Genomic DNA, 21,226 nt, shown 5'->3' on the forward strand with positions numbered 1-21,226 from the left:
CGATTATTTACGGTTGGCGTTGTACCAATCCGTCATCTCTTTTATAGCTGCTTCGCCGCCTTGTTTCTTCCAGCTCGCCACGAACTCGTCGAAGTAATCGAGCGGCTTCTCGCCGATAATGATTTTGGCTGCAGCCTCTTGGAACAGTCCGCCTTTGTATGACAACTCGGCGTTTTTAGTCAACGTCTCGGATGGCGGCATACCCGCTGTCGGATTTGCGATGCCTTCGTTACGGGATATTCCAATCGTTTCGATCAGCTTGTTATACGCCTCTTCGTTGTTAATCTTAACCTTCTGCGCCTCTTCATTGAACCCGTGCATCGTGAAAATATCCTGTCTCCAGAGCAGGTCGGGATCTTTTTTGTCGCCAACATATTTGAGTGCCGTGCCTTCTTTCGTAAATGTCTGTCCTTCGATGCCCAGATCAGAGAACAATTGGCCTTCCTCCGAAATGAGCCAGTCGAACAGGCTTACGATTGCTTCCGGATTTTTGGCATCCTTTTTCACGACGAAGGTTTTCAGTATCGCCTTCTCGACGCGCCCTACTTCTCCGTTGTAGTTAACGCCATGCGGTGTAGGAATCGCGACCACGTTCGGATTTTTGTCCGCAAGCAGGTTGTTAAGCTCCTTCTGCCATGGTTCCCATACGCCTAACACAACATGGTTCCAAGAGCCTACGAGGTCGGACTTGATCTTTTGATCCCATACCGCTCTGGTATTCGTCAGGAACTCCGCATCAATCAGCTTCTCCGCATACATCGTCCGGAGCATGCCGAGCGCTTGTTTCATATTCGGCGTAACGAAGCCAGGCATAACCTCGCCATTAATCAACGTATTCGAATCGAGGTTAACGCCATACATGCCAAAGATGTTGTCAGCCCATTCGAACTTCTCGCGGCTGGAGAACGGAATCTCGTCCTTCTTGCCATTGCCATTCGGGTCTTTGTCGCGGAAAGCTCTTAGCATGTCAAGAAACTCATCGGATGTTTTAGGCGCTTCCAGACCAAGTTTATCCATCCAGTCCTTGCGAACGAAGATGACGCGTTCCGCTGGCGCATTGCCTTGGGCTACTTGCGGTATAGCGAGTATTTTACCGTTAAGGGTTACCGCATCCCAAGCGGATTGCGGCGTGTTTTTCAATAAGTTCTGTCCATATTTCTCCAGATAAGGCTTCAAATCGAGGGCGAGGTCATTCGTGACAAGCTCCGAGTTCTCAATGCCCCATACCATATGCACGTCCGGCAGATCGCCGGAAGCGAACTTAAGGCGCAGCTGCTCCATATAATTCTCATGCGGCAGGAACGTAATATTGAGATCCGTGTTCGTCTTTTCCGCAAGATATTTGACCGTAGGCAGATCCATCGACTTGCCTGGCGGAATTTGGCGGGCATGGTTGGATACGAAAATACTGATTTTAGCCGGATCGGCCGATGGCGCCGGAGCGTCGGTCGCGTTCGCCGCTGGAGATGCCCCCGGAGCCGTGGAAGCTCCCGTGTTATTTCTGTTATCGGTATTATTGCTGCATGCCGAAGCGATCAAGAATAGAGCAGTAACGCCTGCCAATAGCCATTTTCTCTTATCATTTGGTTTCACTTTGATTGACCCTCCCAGATAGTTTCCTTCTTAAATATGGCTGTGCACAACATGTTTAGCAAGCATCACCTCCCTAGTGTGATGTACGGCGTCTATCTCTACTCTTTGACCGAGCCAAGCAATGCGCCCTTGATAAAATGTTTTTGAAGGAACGGGTAGATGATGATAATCGGAATCGTCGCCACGACGATCGTTGCCATCTGCAGCCCTTGCGGCGTAATCGCCGTAGACAGCTCCGTGACGGATTGTCCTCCCGCAGAATCCATATCGAATTGCGAGATCAGCTTATACAAGTACAGCTGCAGCGGTTGCTTCTCCCGATCGGTAATGTACAACAAGGGACCCAGGTAATTATTCCAATGTCCTACAGCGTAAAACAAAATTAAAGTTACATTAATTGGCATCGAAAGCGGCGTTACGATCCTCCATAGAATGCGGTATTCGGACATCCCATCGACTCTGGCAGCTTCAAATAACTCCTCCGGTATCGAGCGGATGAAGGTGATGCACAGCATCATATTAAAGGCACTTAAAGCGCTCGGGATGATCAACGCCCAGATGCTGTTCAGCATGTTGAGGTCCTTAATCATCAGGTACATCGGCACCATCGGTGCTTGGAATATCATCGTAAATATAATGAAGAGAAGAATGTATTTGCGTCCGCCCAGCCATGTCTTGGACAACGGATACGACGTGAGCAGTGTCATGACCATATTAATCGCGGTTCCGACGAGCACGATGACGACGGTTACGCCGAACGATTGCCAAAACACGCGGTTTTGAATCACGAACTTATAATTCTCCAAATTGAAGCCGACCGGCCACAGTTTTACTTCGGAATGCGTAATTGCTTCATTGGAGCTTAACGAGCCTGCCACGACGTGAAGGAGCGGTATCGCGATGGCTAAGCAAAATACGGCAAGCAGCACATAGTTGAACGTATCGAAAAAAATTTCCCCAGTCGATCTTCTGATTCTCATGTTCGTCCTCCTAATAAATACCTTCGCCCGTTGTCCATCTGCTGATGCGGTTCGCAACGACCAAGAAGATAAAACCAATAACAGACTTGAACAAACCGATTGCTGTCGTTATGCTGTACTGGCCTTGCAAAATACCGACCCTGTACGTGTAAGTATCGAGCACGTCGCCCGTCTCGAATGTCGCTGGATTGAGGAATTGATAGATTTGTTCGAAGCCCGAATCCATAATATGTCCAAGCTTTAGAAGCAGCAATATCATAATGGCAGGCAGCAGTCCTGGCAGCGAAATATGAAGAAACTGCTTCCATCTGCTGGCACCGTCCATCTTAGCCGCTTCGTACAAGGAAGGGTTAATACCGGCGATGGCGGCAATGAAGATGATGGCGTTCCACCCCATCTCCTTCCAAATGCCCGACGTTATAATTATCGACCGGAAATATTCCGGTTGCTGCAGGAAGGCGATCGTATCTCCCGTCTGAGCGTGAATGAACTGATTGACCAGTCCGTTCGTCGGCGAGAGCAGCATGTAGGTGAGGCCGAACACGATCGTCCAAGACAAGAAATGCGGCAAGTACAGAAGCGTTTGTACGAATCGCTTGTAGAACATGTGGCGCACTTCGTTTAGCATGACCGCTAGAAGAATCGGCAGCGGGAAAGCGAATACAACTTGATATAAGCTGATGATCAGCGTGTTCTTCATTAAACGTCCGAAGTTCGGATACGTAATGAACTGATTAAACCATTTGAGCCCTACCCACTCGCTTCCTCCATAACCTTTGAAAATATTGTAGTCCTGGAAGGCGATGAAGCTGCCCATGAGCGGTACATATTTGAACAGTAAGAAAAACACGATGCCCGGCAGAAGCATAATGTAGAAAGCACGATGACGGATAAGATATCGCCAGAGCTTTCGATGATGTACGGTGGATTGCTGCGTAACAGTTGTCATTTTGCGCCTCCTGTAATGGCTTGTTTGTAATGTAAGATAAGTATAGGCCCGGGTGGTCTCTCCCAACAATGTGAGCAGAATTCGATTTACTATAGTAATCGTCCAAACTAAAAAAAGGTTGCCCCGAAGATCTGTACTCGACCTTCTGGGCAACCTTTTCGAGCTTGCTGCTTTCCATATATCCTCGACGATTGCATCTGGCTTGTAATGACGAGGTTAAATTTACTTGTCGGTTAGCCAGCGATACTGACTGGACTAGGGGCAATATTGAACCCCATCAAAAAAACCACCCCGAAGGATGGCCTGCACTCATGATGAGTGCTGTAGGATATGGAAAGGAGCGGAGAGTCCTAGTCTTCAGCTGTAGCTTTGATCTAGTCGTTTAACCCACTTGATTCCACGCTTGAACCAAGCTTCCAATATCACAACATCTGCTGCAAAAATTATTCGAATGATTAAATATATTGACAACATCTATTGGACAATGAAAGGTCTCGATGTACTTTTGAATAGTCGTAAATATGAACGACAGCACCCTGTTCGAAGTCTTTTTTATAAAAACTCAATAATTTGTTGTGCTGTTTCCTCTGGTGAAGACAGCATACTAACATCTTTGACCAATCCAAACAACTCTGGAGATGAAAATGCCGTTTTGTATTGTACTGGATGCTATCGCTTACTTGCTGCAGTGCAGGAAATGCTTCAGACAAGCAGACGATACGTCGGTACAGGAACAGTTTGAGCACAGCCGCAATGGCGGCTACACTCAATTTGTGCCATTTCGTCAGGTCACTTCTAAGTAATCGCACAGCTGCCGCAGTTATCCGAAATCGACTCCATCCCTTGTTTTACTCATTAATTAGAACCTCTTTGTGCATGCTTCGCCAAGAACCCGTCCAAAATCTCTGCCATTGGCCCGTTTTCCAACGGCCCCTTCAGCTCGTTCCTAACCAGCAGCAAAGCCGCAGCAGGAGGCATATGAATCGTCCGTAGCGCTTCGATCAGAGTATTCTCTTCGTCACTTAGTCGTTTTATGTACTGCAACTCTATCGGTTCAGGTGTTATCACCAGTTTCACTCTCTCTCATAGGGTGGTTATTTTCCTTCCAAATTCACGGCGTCATCAAATACAGAATTATCCTGTCTTTATCATACTCTTGTCACTCGTCCTGGCAAATTACAAGGAAGTGCTGTCACACATTCCCCTTCAAAGTATTAGCTAATGTGATCGCAATTAACCAAGGTGGACACATTTGACTCTTATGTCGAGATCGCAATCGTGCTTAAGTGATGAATTAAAGCAAACAAGTTTGAAATCGTTTTTGTTATAAAAAATGGATGAATATATTTTTCGTTCTAAGAAAAAATAAACAAGTCAAAAAGTACAATAACAGGAGGAACAAACAATGATTCAATTTCAACCAAATAACCAAATTTCTCAACAAATCGCACATGCAGAACAACTCATTCAACAATTGGTAAACCAAACTCAACAAGCATCAGGTCAATATCAACAGTTATTAAATCAAGAACTAAATAACGCAAAACTGCTTGAGCAAATCGCTCAACGTGAACAACAAGCTGCACATATTATTCAAACAGCCTTACAAGGACATCAAACGGCACTGCAACAACTACAACAAATCTCCAATATCTGCAATCAAATTTCACATGAACAAACAACTAACTCGCAGGTAAATGCCTATTCAAATATGAATAATCAGCAAGCATTTGGAGTAAATCACTATTCACACTAATTATTTGTCCTTTGTATTTTCATGCAAAGAATGTATGGAATGAGGTAATAGGTACTTCTATAAAAAAGAATTAATCTATACCTGATCCAGCAGCGGCCAAGGTTTTACATGAAACGCTTGGCGTCGATGGGGGCAAAGCAACAAGCACTTAGCAGAAACAATGGTACTTGGGAAACATGAATTAATTTACAAGAAATGAACCAACTCTCCAGACACCTTTAAGCAACATACATAAAACCCTGTATTGCTCGTCTGCAGGGTTTTATTTTTTTAACCTTGATCCGCATTACAATCTTTTTTGTTTATCGTTATCGAAATCCATCTTATAACCAGCAGGCATTCTTCCCACTCACTAACTAAACACTATGAACATGATAAGAAGTGCTTTAATAAAGGAATCAGAGGAAACAGTCGTGAACAAAGAAAATATTGAAAACAACAGACTCTCAATCTGCGCCCTCGGCGGAGTGTATGAAATCGGAAAGAACATGTATGTTTTACACACCCATAGGTACAGTTGTTCATACCGGAGACATGAGCTTGCTCGTGAGAGGGTAGTTGTACTGTGTACTCTTATTTATATAGCCATAAAAATATCCCCTCCAAGCGTCACTCCTACCGCCATGATAAAATGACAGTTTTTTCGAGTGCCTACTTAAAGGGGATCACAACAAGATTTGATCAAAACGACGGCTTTTTGTTATTTCATTAATATCGAATCAAATGACTCAATAGGTAAATGATTCAATTTTTTACTCTTTTCGGTTTGAGTCGCCATCGTTATCTTCAGCAGCCTCGCCAGCCTTGTTGCCCAACGCCGCGCCTACTATGCCACCAACTACTGTTCCAACAGGACCCAAAGCGGTACCTACAACAGCACCGATTGCTCCGCCACTCACAGTTCCTACAGCTTCTCCAGCGGTAACTTCATCGTCATTCTCATTAAATCTTTTGTGGTCTGAATCATCATGTCGATTGAAATCATCGTTTTTAGTCATCTACTGTCACTCCCTAATTTTAATAAACCCTACTGCGTATAACGCAGTCTCAAAATTATATTGCCCTAAACAATTAGAAAGGATTCTTAAACATTATTTAACATAGAGGGCATCGTCATCATTATTAATTTAAATAGCAGATAGCAAACTTGATACTTTTAATGCCGAATGTAAAACAAAAGGGAATGATACTAGCATGCCCTTCACTCTAACAGTCCTAACTCTTCATATACCTTAATGGAGACGACGCCATTTTGCATCAAATGATGGTCGCGCTGAAAATTTTTCACTGCGGCTGTTGTATTCGAACGAAATTTGCCATTAATTATTACCTGAAAGTATCCAGCGCTCTTCAAACGGGACTGAATTAATTGCACCTCTCCCCCGACGTCTCCTTCCGCCAATTCCTTGGGATCTTGAAATGGTTCTCCCAATATATGCCCATAAATTGATACTTTTGTTCCGAGTGGAATCATATTGAATAACTCAATGACATCGTTATGGTTCATTCGGATACAACCATGACTCTGATGCTGTCCTATAGAATTCGGCTTGTTCGTCCCGTGAATACCGTAAGTTCCCCAAGGGACGTTTAATCCTAGCCATCGTGGACCAAAAGACGATCACCAATTTCCCCCTTTGATACGACTTGGTATTCTCCCACGGGGGTAGGGGTGGAAGGATTACCAACAGCGACGTTATACGACTTCAGTTTCTGACCCTGTTTCTGCACGATTAGTCGGTGTTGTTGAGGATAAACTTCGATAGAATACCCCCTATGGTCAGTTACAATTGGAAGTGATGGAATGGCGTAAGCCGTTTGGGAATTGCTTACTCCAGAAATGCTTAAATATAGCAAAGCTAATGCAATAACTTGAATACAGAAGTGAGTTATCTTGTAATTCATAATTGTAATCACCTCATGATCAAGGTTTTTTTTCCTGTTATCGATATAGCTTTTCGATTACGCACTGGGTATAAGTGCCATAAATTTGAACGATAGTGAGAATTCATTTAAGTCATCTCAAGCGATGTTGTTCAAATTTCCAGAATGTATAAAATGGAATTCTCAGGAAACCATACAAAATGTTCATCGCCTTGTTACATGGAAATGCTGCATATCGAATTAAATCGTATATGCAGCATTTTTTTGTGTTCTACTCGACATTAAATCGCTGAAATCAAAAATCCAATTTTATGAGTGTTTTACTCATTATAATATCGATTTGTTCTTCATCTCCCATATAGAAAGAGTGAGCTCCCGTTTGAACAAAGTTCATTTTTTTATAAAAGGTAATTGCGTTCTCATTTTTTTCCCAAACCCCTAACCAGATTTTCTCTTTATTCCGTTCTATTGCTATTTCTATTGTTTTTTTTATTAGATATTTACCAAGCCCCTGTTTGTGATATTTTCCCCTTATATAAATCCTCTCGATTTCAAGTGAATCATCGCCCATGGTTTCAGTTTGAGCATTATTGGAGTTTAGCTTTAAATACCCGGCAATTTCCTTATTAGAATAAATAAAATAGAAATCCGAAGAGATGTTCGATAATTCTTGTTCTAATTGTTTTAAATGAAATGCTTTTTCCAAGTAAGCTTTCATATTTTCAGGTGAATTTTGCTTCTTAAAAGTTTCATTAAATGTTTCGACACTAATTTCTTGAAGTAATCCTAGATCCTCAAATGTGCATTTTTTTATATTTATAGTCATGTTGATTGTTCTCCTTTTAGTAAATCAATAATTTCTCTTGTTTCCCTTTTTTACATACTCCCAGTCTTTCTCTACATTTTTTTTGACCCTATGCAGCAGGTTAAACATCGTTTTCACGTCACTTTCGGAGAATCCAGATAGTGCGACCAAATTGGAATAATCGTTTTCCCTTTTTATAAAAGGGTAAACAGTCAGCCCTTTTTCTGTAGGAAATAGTTTTTTTATTTTCTTGTTATATTGATCATCATTCTTTTCAATAAATCCATTAATCTCTAGTTTATTTATCGCACGAGCAGTTGTTGTCCGGTCTACCTTTATCAGTTCAGCTAATTTTTCTTGAATAATTCCTGGATTTTCAACTATTCGTACGAGGTACAAATACTGCCCTTTTGTAAGGTCATATTCTTTGAACTCTATATTGCTAATTGAATCTAATACCCTAGCAATCATTCCAATTTCCCGTAGGATTTCCATCCTATCTACCTCCCCGCTAATTTAATATTTTTCAAAAGTGGTATGAAAATAGTACATCAATTTTGTTGTATTTACAACAAAATTTCCTGTAAGAAATGCCATACTAACCATCTAGGTTTTTCTTTTGAACCTCTAGCCCTTCGATTCCGTAGACTTCATATCTGCGTCGCCACTTAACCAAAGTTGTTTATGATATCCCATATGTATCCGCAGTGGCCATGATGCCAAGTTCACTACATTCGATTTTTTTGATAATGGCGAGTTTCTCTTCTGCAATAGACATGAAAAATGCTCCCCTCATTAGCAGCAGGTTTTTATTATTTCACCTGTCTACTATTCGGGGAGCATATCTCACTCCCAGTCACCCTTCTCAGTTCAAGGCGATCCGGAAAGCAAGCTATAAGCTGCATTTTCGACAAGCATGTCTCCGGTTGAAAAAGCCGTTGAGCGTTGCGTCCACTAAAAAGGATGGCCCGCGCTCATGATGAGTGCTGTAGGATTTGGATAGGAGCGGAGAGTCCTAGTCTTTAGCTGTAGCTATGATCCAATCGTTTTACTCCCTTAATGCCACGCTTGGACCAAGCTTCCAATATCACAACATCTGCTGCAAAAATTATTCAAATAATTAAATATATTGACAACATCTATTGGACAATGATAGTCTTATTTTGCCTAATTGACATTGATTATCATTATTAGTTAGATTGAAAAACGGATATCGGGGGAAATACAATGAAACGGCTATTACAGATTAGTATCGCACTATTATCTATCCTATTTATCACCGCAGCTTGTGGCTCGAAAAATTCGGATAACACTAACAGTGTCGTCCCGAATACTACGAACACTGATCCTATTATTATTAAACATGCAAAAGGCGAAACTAAGCTTAACAAACCTGCAGTGCGAGTCGTCGCCTTGGAGTGGATCTTTTCAGAGGAGTTAATCGCACTAGGTATTCAACCTGTAGGCAATGCCGACAATAAAGAATACTCGATTTGGGTAACTGATGAAGCTGCACTCGCAGACAGCGTTACGGATGTCGGCTTTCGTTGGGAGCCCAACTTAGAGACGATCGCGTCGTTGAAGCCTGATCTGATTATCTCGAATACGGATAATAACGATGCGATTTACAAGCAGCTTAATGCTATTGCTCCCACGATTGAATTTGATCCCTATCCGAACGAAGGAGACGCCTACACAGGGATGGTGGACGTATTTAAAACCATTGCTAAAGCGGTAGATAAATCAGAAGAAGCAGATAAAGTGCTCGCGGATCTTGATGAGCATTATACAGCAGCTAAAGAAAGACTTTTAGCAGCCGGCAAGGAAAAATTCAATTATGTCATTACCCAAGCATTCAGTAGCCAGAATGCTGTAACGTTGAGGATGTTTACGGATACCTCGACAGTCGTTCAAACGCTCAATCGTATTGGTTTAACCAGCGACTGGAAGTCTGAGAAATTTGAGAAGTATGGTTTTACGGACGCCACCTTCGAGTCCCTTCCAGCAGTGAGCAACTCCAATTTCATCTACATTGTTCAGGAAGAGGATAACGTTTTCGGTGACCCAGTGAAGGATAATAAAGTTTGGAACGGATTAAATTTCGTTAAAGAAAACCGGACTTATGGCATAGGTGGAGACACCTGGACTTTCGGTGGCCCCCTCTCCTCTAAAGTATTAGTTGATCGTGTAGTAGATGCTATAACGAAATGAAAATGCTCGTTTAATCGTGGGTGGCTTAGCCGCCCGATTGACTTTCAATTCATCGGGACCATGCTAGGTATTATTTTGTTTTACCTCTACTTTTTGAATTTCCTGCTGCCTTTGCTGAAAGGCATGAATTCCCCTTGGGGCCGGATAGAAACCGCTCACCTTCTACCGTATTTCCTGGACCTTCGGAGGGAAACCGAGATATACTCGTCAATCATACCATGCGTAATATTGTTTCCTTCCATGGCTGCTCCCCTCCTTTTGTGCTCCTTGTTATTTGCGGCGTTTCCGGGCAATTCTAGAATAGAAAACGATTGCAGTGATAAGCATGCTAATAAAACCAATATTTTCTGCTGGTCCCTGTTCCATCCCGAACACCATGCAAAGATTCGTAACCAAGCTCTTAACAAGCAGCGCCGTTACGATCAGCAATAGCGGACGCATAATATTATAATTTTTCAACTGATTTGACACTCCTGACTGCAACCGAAATTAGACAGGCTCCCTATAAATCCGAAACTTGAAATCGCTTTAACGGGAGCAATCCCGGCAAGTATACCAGTTTCCTGCCCATTCGTCCAACCTTTCAGCTTTTATGCTCTATAACGTCATCGCCTCCCCATCCTTAGCCGGAAACGATTCCTTCAATGAGGGTCATTTTTGGCGTGCGATGGCCTTCCGAAAATAGAATCCTAAAGCTAGCACCCCTAGCAGTTCTCAGCTCGGACAACTAACAACAAAAATATGAACAGAGACAAAAGGGGCCCAAGTGTCGTGCTAATTTTAATGAGCCCTATATATAGGAGTTATAATCAACATAGGCAGCTGTCTGCCACCACGCTATCTTGCCCGTATGCATATAAAAAGAGCAGGCAATCGAAACGCCTGCTCATCCATGTGAGTTATTCAGCTATCGTTAACAGCAGTAAAATTCAATACAGCTCTTATAGCGTTTTCTCCATTTGAAACGGATATATAATGATTAAATATGAGCTCCGCGTGTTATGCATCGCTTTGCTCTGTACGCTATTTGATAAATTAGACGGCTTATTGCTCAAATGATTGCGAAGTTTATAGAATGCTTTGGATAATCCCGCCTTCTACTCGTTGAGCTGCCCCGTTGATGGCAGACGCCTTGTCGGAAGCAAGAAAAACAATCGTATCGGCTACTTCCTCGACTGTCGCGTAACGCTGAATCAATGAAGAAGGCTGATCTTTCTCAAAGTAATCCTTTATGAAAGTATCCAAGTCCTTCCCATTCTCTCTGGCAAGCTCCAAAATGAATGTGCTGAAACCTTCTGTCCAGGTCGGTCCCGGGAGAACAGAGTTTACTGTCACATTCGTGCCTTTCGCCACTTCCGCCAAGCCCCTGGATAACGTAACGAGTGAGGTTTTCGATACCCCGTAAGCGATGAGTTCCGGATACGGTTTGATACCCGCTTCGCTGGCAAGATTAATGATTCTTCCGGTATTGCGTTTTATCATTTTCGGTAAAAAAGCACGGGACATCCTGACGGCGCTCATTACATTAATTTGATAATAATCCATCCATTCCTCGTCCGTCACATCGAAAAAAGGCTTTACGGTAAAAACGCCAGTGTTGTTGACCAACACATCCAAATCACCTAGATTATTCACTTTGTTGACGAGTTCGACACAGTCTTCTTGTTTGGAAACGTCAGCTCGGATCCCATACACTTTACCCAATGCCGAAAGCTCTTGCACCGTGCTTTCAACATGTTCATCAGAGCGGCCGTTAATGATTACTTTTGCTCCCTCTTTCAAGAAACTGATTGCGGTTCCTTTACCGATCCCAGCTGTAGATCCCGTAACAAGTACTAATTTATCTTTTAAGTTCAATTGCATTTTCGATCTCTCACTTTCAATTGTATTTGTAAAACACTCGGACGGTCATCCGTAGCTTAGACTGCAGCAAACGCCGATCACCAAATATCCGACGCTTTGCCTACTCTAATTTCCGAGTGATTCGTCATATCTGCATCAATGCGTTTACCTTTGTGATGGCCTCGTTAGATTTTTTGATTTCGGATTGATTATAATACGTTCAAAAAAATAATAATAATTATATAAAATAGCAAGTTTCATAAATATATTTATACCAGTAAAGTTATTTGCTATAAAAAATAATTCGAAGTGGCTAAAGCGATTTTTTTCGGCACCTGTATGAAATTGTTGAGTTGTAAGTCGCAGCATAAGTGAATTTCTCCGGAGACAAATTAACCATGATTTGGAGTGGTGGAACATGGAATTGACAGAGATGGTACTTACATTGGATCTTGCAGTGAGTGAGGCTATTCAGAAGGATATCCTTCACATTTCGTCAGACGTAAGGTAGCTTCAAACGGATGGTCGCATTGCGTTGATTATTTTTTAAAGCATCGTCTGCCCGACATCGTAAAAAAAAGCACAAATTGTCCTGTTGATAGCAAAAAGATTACTAAAGAAGCTTTGGGATCCAATTAAGAGTAAATTTTAGAAATTGATTTGATCATTTGAAACGAATAATGGAAAGACTTTTTTTAATTTCACTCTATATAATCGCTGTTAAATGAACTGAAGCACTAAAAAAAAAAACACCATCCGCATGCGGATGGTGTTCATGATGGTGGAGGCGAACCGTCACAGTTGACTGCCCGCCTATTGATACTACTTTTTCAAATCCCACTCATGGTGCAAGCAATTTATCCAACAAGCGAATGATCATCGCAACTGACTCAGCACGGGAAGCAGATTCATTCGGTTTGAACAATCCGTTGCTTTTACCGCTCACGATTCCTGCATTTGCAAAAGCATTGATTGGCTCAGAAGCCCAGTTCGTAACGACATCTGAGAATGGATTGGATGTGCTAGGAACATAGTTCGTCAGCCGTGCAAGCATGTAACGATCTCGGCACGAGAGATTTCTTGATTAGGATGGAAAGAACCATCACTATATCCTGTGATTATCCCTTTAGCCTGTAATGCTGCAATCGCTTCTGAAGCCCAATGCCCTTTTGTGTCAGAGAAGGAAGAACCGCCTGAATCCGTTAAACCAAAAGCTTTTGCAATCATCTTGGCGAACTCGGCGCGAGTTACCTTCTCATTAGGATGATAAGAACCATCGCTATAACCCGTTACAATACCCATCTTAGCAGCACGTTCCACTACTGAAGCACTCCATGAAGATGCTGGAAGATCCTTAAAGCTTACTGCAGGAGCAGATTTCTCTTTTTCCACAATTGACTTAACTACGTCCACATCTATCTTGTCGTTGAAGACAGGCTTCGAAAGCGTTGGTGTTGGTGTTGGTGTTGGTGTTACTGTTGGTGTCGATGTTGGCGTCGGTGTCGGCGTTGTCTCATTTCCTGTTGTCTTCACGACAGTAAACTCATCGATCTTATTCCCCGCACTCGTACGTGCTTCCACATGAATCCCATCCTCAGTAATTTCAATAGCTGAATATACTGGCACGTCTTCATCAAAAATATAATTCAAGTAATTATATTGAGTGCCATCATAGAATTTCCAGCCCGAAGCACCGCCATCAAGATATACGGTACCTTCATTTGTAGCCTTGTTTGGCTTTCCATCCAGCATGGGATAGGTGCGCGCATACACATGATCATGACCAACTAGAACCAAATCAACTTTCTTCTCTTCTAAAATAGGTGCAAAATACGTTTGTGTATACTCAACAAGGGATTCTCGACCATTTTCTGTGTGATAGGCAGGACGGTGGAACATAACGATAGTCCATTTTTTATCATTCCGATCCAATTCTTCTTCCAACCATGCTGCTTGATCAACCATTTGTTCCTCTGTACCTTCTGAGTTCAATACGACAAAATGAGAATCATCGACCTCATAAGAGTAAGCATATTGCAGTTGGGATTCTGGTCCGTTCTCTGGGAAATTCGCACCTTTGGTGAATACTTCTTTCCCTTCACTCTTCACATCATGATTACCCAATGTTAGAGCAGTTGGAAGTTTTGTTGCATAAACCGAAGAAGCTTGCCAGAACTTTTGCCATTCTTCAAATGCGCCACCTACATCAACCATATCTCCACCATGCATAACAAATTGTGTTGATGGGAATTGTTTCAAAGCGTTAGTCATTAGTTCTTGATAGGCTTGTATTCCTTGTGATTGATTCGTATGAGAATCTGTAATAAACAAGAATGAGGTCGGTGTTGATTTGTTCTGATCTACAGTAGAATATTCATGCCACTCCGACCAATTGCCCTCATAGCCTACACGGTATTTGTAAGTGGTGTCTGCTTTCAAGCCTTCAATTAGAGCATTATGAAACCGGATTTCACCCTTCGTTCCATTTTCCTTCATACTAAGCACTTGAAGTTCACTCTCAGCTTCATACTGTTTCACATGATTGACATCAGGACTTTCTCCTGTTCCCCATTCACTAGCTTCGATGTACTGAAGATAAGTAAAGGTTTGGTCAGGTTTCGTTTGCCAGGCAGCACTCAGTTGCGAAGACATATCTTCTGTCACATAAGTTTGAACATATTGAGGTTCATATGTACCGTACTGCTCCACGACTTCATAATTGACAACCTTGCTGTTCTGATCACCGTTGACAGCTTGAACCTGATAGGTTCCAAGTGCCAATGTAGTTAAGTCTGTCGTTAATTGTCCTTTAGCATCTGTTTTACCAAGGCTGCTGTTCAATAACTTTTTGTTAACATCTGATTCAGAGATATAGCCTGTTGTTTGTCCATCTGCGAGAATAACCTCGAATAATCCATCTTCAGCTTCTGCTGAAGCATAGTAACGTTCACCAGCTTTTGCAACCATTAATACATTAGATGACGTATCGTCGTCCTCATATACATTAGACGTTACTGTGTTAACCGTAACTACTGAGCTCTGCTTTAATAATCCAGTGAAAACAATATCCGCACCTTCATACCGTTTGCCCTCACGGTCTAATACTGTAAACGTAGAAGGTGCGCCCAAACCAACTCCCGTCATCTCCAACTGATATGGAAATGCGATTGTATAGTGAATAGGAGCAGCTATTGGTGAGCTAGTCTGAACTTCGCCAGCTGTGAGATTCGTATTGCTCATTGTTATGGTTTTGTAATCTTCACCGCGTTCTAACGCGGCATGAGAGCTCACTCTGAAGTTAACAGTAACGAGATCTTGGGCTGCTGCTATTACGTTATTAAGAGCTACCTTAACAACTCCATGCTCATTATCAATATCAGAGGTTAGGGCAACTCCAGTCGCCTGAGTAATATTTTCAACTTGAAGAGTATTAGCATCATAGTTTAATGCGAATTCAGCCCGTTCTGCATTCAAGTAATCTTTGATACTGACTTGAACAGAATAGTTTTCATTACTTACCGCTTCTTTGACAGCGGTCATGAGCAAACGTTCTCCTGCATTCATCGTGAAGGCGAAAGTTTTCCCTGCCGGGTTGCCATTCTTATCCTTTACTTCAATAACAAGCTCATGATAACCGCCATCCACATTTTCTCCTGGATAAGTTAATAATTTTGTATCTGGAGAATAGTGAACTTCATCCGTAATATTCGTTCCATCCAAAAGAACTGATAAAGTATCCAAATCCAATCCTGATCCGTTATCGGTCAACTCAACCTTTAATTCATCAAGTGGAGCGCTTAATACTTCATTCTCAACAGGGGCTATAGGTTTAATGTTTGGAACGTCTTTATCCTCATCAAGTTCCTTATAGATAAAGGCAATATCATCTACCCAAATAGAACCCTTATTTTTCTTGCTCATATTCGATTGTTTCAATTGGAAAAACAGTTCAAGGACAACCGGTCCTGGTTTACCCTGCGGAACATCCGCCTCGATATATTTCCAACCAGACCAATCTATACCCATTTGATTTTGATCATAGAATTCTGCTTGGAAAGAAGATCCGCCTTTATCTCTAAATTTTGTCGTTAGCAAATGTCCTTCATTGTTCCCATAAACCCACATGCCTACTTTAGTTGGGTAACCTGTTACTGGGATATTACCCGTTTTATAACCTACTTCAATTTGAGAAGGATTATCTACTATACCAATCATATCGTAATCAATTCTAGCCGAATATTGTCCATTTCTTACATGCTTCTTGTTATCTTCCAAGTGCAGCGTTGCATCATACATACATTATATTCACATGAATTGCAATTAATAATTTCCCAATAAATAGGACTTGAAGTATACTTATCCGTTCTCGAAACACTAAGCTCAAAGAGTTTTACGAACGCATAAAAGCCGAAGGAACGCCCCATAAAGTGGATTTGGTCGCATGTGCAAATAAGCTAGTTTATTGGCTCCGCCCCTTCCCCAATCCAAAGGCAGCCGAATATCTTTCCTCCATCAGGGAAAAGATGTAAATGATTCGACATTTCGCTTCGGATAGGAGACTCGCATGCGGAAATTGCCCAATCCTTCAACTAATCACACTTCATCCGACAAGCCTTCTTACCCGAATATTTCTCCCCGCCTGGAAGAAAACTTGAAGTCGGTTCAAGGTTTTTTTGCCAACTGCAAAGACTTGAAAATTTACCGTTGGAGTTATGGACAGGACTTGGAGCAATCTGCCTTTACCGTCTATTTCGATACGCTAACTAAAACGACCGTTACGAATTTTGCAAAGGAAACGCTGCAAAATCTGGTCCCGTATGAGCTTGGGCCAGCCGAGACGGTTACGATTAAAAATGTTATCGATTATTTTGAGAACCATGGCATAGCTTCCCCTAACGTTGAGCTTGTGAGCGATATGCAACAAGCTGTCAGGGGTATTCTGGACGGCAAAGTCATCATTTTTTTCCATGGATGGTCTAAAGCTATCGCCTATTTTGCCCTTGATGTCGAGCAGCGTCAAACCTCCGAGCCCATCACGGAGCCTACCGTTCAAGGCCCGCATGTCAGCTTCATTGAAAGCTTGGACCGCAATATCGGTGTCATTCGAAGCTTGCTGAAATCTCCTGATCTTAAATTTGAGTATTTTATATCCGGGGAAAAGGTCCACAGAACCATATCCTACGGTTATTTGGAAGGCGTCGTAAAGCCGGAGATATTAGAAGCGTTTAAACAAAAGATTGAGGGCATTAATCAAGAAGAAATTATTGAAGTTTCCTATCTTGAAGAGTGGGTTAATGATTCCAACTACTCGCCTTTTCCACAAGTTCGGTATACGGAACGCCCGGATACGGCGGTTACTTCTCTGCTGGATGGCAAAATCATTGCATTAGTGGATGGAAGCCCTTCGGTTCTGATCTGTCCGGGGAAATTCATAGAATTCTTTACAAACAGCGAGGATTATTACTATCGGACGATTTTTTCTTCGTTGATTCGATTGATCCGACTGGCTGCGTTCCTCATGGCGCTCATGCTGCCCAGCTCCTATATAGCGTTATCAACGTTCCACTCCGAACTCATACCGACGGTTCTCCTGCTAGCCATATTAGATACACGGGAAGGAATCCCCTTCCCGGCTGTGATAGAGGCGCTGATTATGGAGTTTTTCTTTGAGTTGCTGCGGGAGGCGGGCATTCGACTGCCCCGGCCGATCGGTTCGGCCGTCAGCATAGTTGGGGCGTTGGTTATCGGCCAAGCAGCCATTCAATCACAGATTGCATCTCCAGTCATGGTCATTGTCGTTGCCTTGACGGGCATCGCTTCCTTTGCGCTTCCTCAATACAATATGGCCATCGCACTGCGGATTCTGCGCTTTCCGTTAATGTTTCTCGCAGCGACGTTTGGAGGGCTAGGCATCATGGTTGGCTTTATTCTCATTTACCTTCATCTGGCGACTCTGCGTACCTTGGGTGAGCCCTATCTGGATTCGCTGGCCCCGCTGGATTTGACAAGGCTGCGAGATACAATTTTCGTGCTGCCAAGACGATTGCTGGTTCATTCGCCTCGGAGTCGACATCTACATAAAAAATCCGCAGAAAGGAAGAAATCATAGTGAAGCCACTCCTCTCCTTTCTCGCTTCATTTCTTGTTCTTTGCCTGCTTAGCGGATGCTGGGATAATAATGAACTGGACGAGTATGGCTATGTGCAGGCGATATCGATTGATCAAGGCGAGGGCGGTTTTATCGATATCACGACTCACTTTTATAACCCTTCCAGTAAAATGCAATCCGGTATGGCAACGAATGCATCTGTTAAAGGAATTAATATTCATACAACGGGTGAAACCTTTTTTGAAGCGATGCGAGAGATTCCTACAAAATTCGGACGTAAAGCCAAATGGGATCATATGCGTGTCATTATCATCGGAGAGAAATTAGCCAGAACATTGAACATCCGAGAAGTGCTTGATTTTTTCTCTAGAGACCATGAACCACGGGGCACGATTCTACCCATCATTGCTGAGAAATCAGCGGCAGAATTTCTGGATATCAAACCGTTTATCGAGCAGACCATAGGTCAACAGTATAGAAAAATGGAGACGATCGGATCTCTCTATTCCGCCAAAACGTCTAACCTGCCGTTATATGATCTCGCTATACAACTAAGCAGTCCTTCCAAAACCTCTGCTATGCCTTACTTGCATAAAAACAGCTTGGATAATAAGGCGGCAATATCCGGAGTCGCATTGATTCAAGACGGGAAAATGGTAGGGATACTTAAGGAAAAAGATACCGAAACGCTGATGATGCTGACAGACAGATATAACTATGGGGTATTTGAATTCCCGTGCATGAATCATGAAAAAAAGCAGATCTATAACAAAGAATCACTTGAAATAATCAATCTCAACAGTCAATTGGTTTCGAAAGTGAAAAACGAGAATGTAATCGTCGACATCCATATGTCGATCGAAGGTACGACCGGAGAATTGCGATGCTCAGACCTGAAGACCAAGCAAGATATGGAGCGTTTTGAACAGACGATTAAAGATCAAGTGGAACATCAGATTCAACATACTATCCGAACCTTAAAGGCCAAAAAAATTGATGTGCTCGGAATCGGGAATCAAATTTATCAGAACAACCCGAAACTCTGGAAACAGCTGGAACCCATTTGGGTTGACAAGCTTGCGCAAATGCAATTTCAAACCCACGTTCAAGTTCATGTGTTAAGCACTGGCATGAACGCAGGTACGATATTTGGGAAAAAGGAGTACTAGATGTGATAGGAAAATTCATCTGCGTCTTGCTGTTGGCCTCCGCTATGCTGATCCATGACATCCCGAAAGTGATGGCCGCCAGCAACCGGGATCGGCTTGTGTACATAGCGACGTTAGCGCCGCTCCTCTATCTTGCTGTTATCTTTTTAACGGCTAAGCCATGGCCTAACCTGGATATGATTTTCAATTTATTTACCGGGCCGGCTAAGCTTTTCATTCATTGGCTCGATCCCACGTATACGTGATTTCTATAGAATTTGGAGGAGCACCCATGAAACAACAAGAACGTATCAGTTCAATTCAATTGTCCATGCTGTTCCTTTTTTTCATGACAGGCTCCTCCGTCGTAATTGTCCCCGCTCCCTTAACGAACATTGCAGGCAATGGAGCATGGCTCTCTCTTCTCATTGCCTCGGCGATGGGAATGCTTCTGCTGACTGCTATCCTTTATTTAAACCGGCTAGCCCCAGAGCTTTCGTTAGTCGAGCAAGGCCGCTCCGTATTGGGAAAGGGACTCACCTTCTTGGTGTTGATCCCTTTCGCCTGCGTTTTGCTTTGGAATATTTCGGGCGTTGTCATTGAGATCGGAATCTTCTTCAAGAATACGATGATGAAAGAAACCCCTACTTATGCTGTAAGCACATTGTTTTTTATAATGATCGGACTAACAGCGATGGCAGGAATCGAGGTAATTGCTCGGATGGCTGCCGTATTTATGTTTCTGATGTTCGGCTGTATTGTTCTGATCTTGATCCTGGTCTCAAACCTGTACCACCCGCAATACCTTCTCCCAATAATGCCAGATGGAGTTGGACCGATCCTGAACGCCTCTTATGTGGTTTATGGGTTTCCCTTCTCCGAGATGGTCGTATTTTCGGTCATATTATCGTATGTACGTAAGGATGAGAATTCTCAGCTGCGCAAACATATGTACGTTGCGCTTGTTATCAATTCCTTGACGCTAATAGCCTCGGTCATTAGCAGCATTATGGTACTGGGACCATTGTCCGGAGATTTGAAATACTCTTTGTACCAATTAGCCAGGCTAATATCGTTTCAGGAGGTGATCGAGCGAATCGAATCCGTCATCGGATTCTCGCTTATTATTGGCTTTTATTTCAAAGCTTCAATTCTCCTGATCATCCTGATTAAAATGTTGAAAGAACTTCTAGGCTTGAAAAATGAACGCTTAGTTGTATTCCCCGTAGCATTCATTTGCCTCATGCTGTCGTTAACCACCTATACGAAGGAGTCTCAACTGGATGAGTTCGTCAAAGTGACATGGCCGCTGCTGAATAGTCTCGCCTACACCTTACCCGTTCTTCTGATTCTAGTGGTCACGGTTATTCGGTATCATAGCAATCGAAGCAAGGAGCAGTAGTTGTGATTGACTTGACATTCAAGCCAGCACATCAACACTCTTCAATCGATGAATAGTCATTCCAGCAATGATGACAATAAACAGGATGCACATCATCCAGAATCGAATCCTATCGCTAGACGTCAGACTCTCTTGGCTTATGACGCCAAGCCGATAAAAACAGCACATACGCTAATGCCCATTAGTATTACCAACATAGTGAAATACAAAAAAGCAGGCCTGATGTTCCCCTAATCCAGGTGAACTCAGACCTGCTTTTATTCCATCATCCAAATAAATTTTCCAAATTAAATAGAGTTTATATAGATGGATACACACAGTTTTGGTAATAAAGCAAAAATTACATAGCAGGAACTGGACTGATACAATCGCCGTTCTCTCCCCGTAATCCTTGCCGAACTGCACCTACAACTGCAACGCTTGATCGGTATATTTCTTTTGCTGCTCAAGCAATACACGCTGAGGGTGTGTGTAACCAACACCTATGTGACTATGATAGTGAATAAGTACTTCTTTAATTTTTGACATGAATACTCATCCTATATTT

17 protein-coding genes and 1 pseudogene are annotated in these 21,226 nt (G+C 42.6%); 6 read left to right on the plus strand and 12 right to left on the minus strand.

Going from position 1 to position 21,226, the window contains the following annotated elements; all coding sequences use genetic code 11:
• Window positions 1–3: 3 nt before the first annotated feature.
• The 3 genes from ADU23_RS26695 to ADU23_RS26705 form a co-directional block, all read right to left on the minus strand.
• Window positions 4–1,593, minus strand: a complete 1,590-nt coding sequence (locus ADU23_RS26695; protein WP_053376537.1) for an extracellular solute-binding protein — start codon at window positions 1,591–1,593, stop codon at window positions 4–6.
• A 98-nt stretch (window positions 1,594–1,691) separates the two neighbouring features.
• Window positions 1,692–2,573 (minus strand): carbohydrate ABC transporter permease, encoded by an 882-nt coding sequence (locus tag ADU23_RS26700; protein ID WP_053376538.1) that lies wholly within the window; start codon window positions 2,571–2,573, stop codon window positions 1,692–1,694.
• A 10-nt stretch (window positions 2,574–2,583) separates the two neighbouring features.
• Window positions 2,584–3,522 (minus strand): ABC transporter permease, encoded by a 939-nt coding sequence (locus ADU23_RS26705; RefSeq protein ID WP_053376539.1) that lies wholly within the window; start codon window positions 3,520–3,522, stop codon window positions 2,584–2,586.
• Window positions 3,523–4,927: 1,405 nt separating this feature from the next.
• Between ADU23_RS26705 and ADU23_RS26715 the strand changes: the two genes are divergently transcribed.
• Window positions 4,928–5,278, plus strand: a complete 351-nt coding sequence (locus ADU23_RS26715) for a hypothetical protein (RefSeq protein WP_053376541.1) — start codon at window positions 4,928–4,930, stop codon at window positions 5,276–5,278.
• 752 nt (window positions 5,279–6,030) lie between these two features.
• Here ADU23_RS26715 and ADU23_RS26720 read toward each other — a convergent pair.
• From ADU23_RS26720 to ADU23_RS26735, 4 genes and pseudogenes are all read right to left on the minus strand, one after another.
• Window positions 6,031–6,276 (minus strand): glycine zipper domain-containing protein, encoded by a 246-nt coding sequence (locus ADU23_RS26720; RefSeq protein WP_053376542.1) that lies wholly within the window; start codon window positions 6,274–6,276, stop codon window positions 6,031–6,033.
• Between the two features lie 203 nt (window positions 6,277–6,479).
• Window positions 6,480–7,186, minus strand: a pseudogene (locus ADU23_RS26725) (L,D-transpeptidase family protein).
• A gap of 271 nt (window positions 7,187–7,457) precedes the next feature.
• Window positions 7,458–7,988, minus strand: a complete 531-nt coding sequence (locus ADU23_RS26730) for a GNAT family N-acetyltransferase (RefSeq protein WP_053376543.1) — start codon at window positions 7,986–7,988, stop codon at window positions 7,458–7,460.
• 24 nt (window positions 7,989–8,012) lie between these two features.
• Window positions 8,013–8,462, minus strand: a complete 450-nt coding sequence (locus ADU23_RS26735) for a MarR family winged helix-turn-helix transcriptional regulator (RefSeq protein WP_053376544.1) — start codon at window positions 8,460–8,462, stop codon at window positions 8,013–8,015.
• Window positions 8,463–9,194: 732 nt separating this feature from the next.
• Here ADU23_RS26735 and ADU23_RS26740 point away from each other — a divergent pair.
• Entirely contained in the window at window positions 9,195–10,178 is a 984-nt protein-coding gene (locus ADU23_RS26740) for an ABC transporter substrate-binding protein (protein ID WP_053376545.1), read from the plus strand.
• Window positions 10,179–10,448: 270 nt separating this feature from the next.
• On the opposite strand, the gene ADU23_RS26745 is transcribed toward ADU23_RS26740, so the two are convergent.
• The 4 genes from ADU23_RS26745 to ADU23_RS26760 form a co-directional block, all read right to left on the minus strand.
• Window positions 10,449–10,637, minus strand: coding sequence for a hypothetical protein (locus ADU23_RS26745; RefSeq protein WP_053376546.1), 189 nt, complete (start codon window positions 10,635–10,637; stop codon window positions 10,449–10,451).
• Between the two features lie 609 nt (window positions 10,638–11,246).
• Entirely contained in the window at window positions 11,247–12,041 is a 795-nt protein-coding gene (locus tag ADU23_RS26750; protein ID WP_053376547.1) for an SDR family NAD(P)-dependent oxidoreductase, read from the minus strand.
• Window positions 12,042–12,861: 820 nt separating this feature from the next.
• Window positions 12,862–13,074: an S-layer homology domain-containing protein gene (locus ADU23_RS26755; RefSeq protein ID WP_053376548.1), complete on the minus strand. Its 213-nt coding sequence runs from the start codon at window positions 13,072–13,074 to the stop codon at window positions 12,862–12,864.
• Window positions 13,059–16,316, minus strand: a complete 3,258-nt coding sequence (locus ADU23_RS26760; RefSeq protein ID WP_053376549.1) for an S-layer homology domain-containing protein — start codon at window positions 16,314–16,316, stop codon at window positions 13,059–13,061. Before ADU23_RS26760 ends, ADU23_RS26755 begins: the two co-directional genes overlap by 16 nt.
• Before the next feature lie 268 nt (window positions 16,317–16,584).
• Between ADU23_RS26760 and ADU23_RS26765 the strand changes: the two genes are divergently transcribed.
• The 4 genes from ADU23_RS26765 to ADU23_RS26780 are packed head-to-tail and all read left to right on the plus strand — an operon-like array spanning window position 16,585 to window position 20,679.
• Window positions 16,585–18,129 carry a spore germination protein gene (locus ADU23_RS26765; protein WP_082311216.1) on the plus strand — a complete coding sequence of 515 codons (1,545 nt, stop codon included), beginning with the start codon at window positions 16,585–16,587 and terminating at the stop codon, window positions 18,127–18,129.
• Window positions 18,129–19,298 carry a Ger(x)C family spore germination protein gene (locus ADU23_RS26770; RefSeq protein WP_053376550.1) on the plus strand — a complete coding sequence of 390 codons (1,170 nt, stop codon included), beginning with the start codon at window positions 18,129–18,131 and terminating at the stop codon, window positions 19,296–19,298. Before ADU23_RS26765 ends, ADU23_RS26770 begins: the two co-directional genes overlap by 1 nt.
• A 2-nt stretch (window positions 19,299–19,300) precedes the next feature.
• Window positions 19,301–19,543 carry a hypothetical protein gene (locus ADU23_RS26775; RefSeq protein WP_053376551.1) on the plus strand — a complete coding sequence of 81 codons (243 nt, stop codon included), beginning with the start codon at window positions 19,301–19,303 and terminating at the stop codon, window positions 19,541–19,543.
• A 26-nt stretch (window positions 19,544–19,569) separates the two neighbouring features.
• The gene (locus ADU23_RS26780) at window positions 19,570–20,679 is read left to right on the plus strand and encodes a GerAB/ArcD/ProY family transporter (protein WP_053376552.1); all 1,110 of its coding nucleotides are present in this window, start codon (window positions 19,570–19,572) and stop codon (window positions 20,677–20,679) included.
• Between the two features lie 405 nt (window positions 20,680–21,084).
• Here the strand turns inward: ADU23_RS26780 and ADU23_RS33985 are convergent, their stop codons facing one another.
• Window positions 21,085–21,207, minus strand: coding sequence for a hypothetical protein (locus ADU23_RS33985; RefSeq protein WP_269433136.1), 123 nt, complete (start codon window positions 21,205–21,207; stop codon window positions 21,085–21,087).
• Window positions 21,208–21,226 lie beyond the last annotated feature (19 nt).

The sequence above is a fragment of the Paenibacillus sp. FJAT-27812 genome (assembly GCF_001273905.1).
Lineage (GTDB): Bacteria > Bacillota > Bacilli > Paenibacillales > Paenibacillaceae > Pristimantibacillus.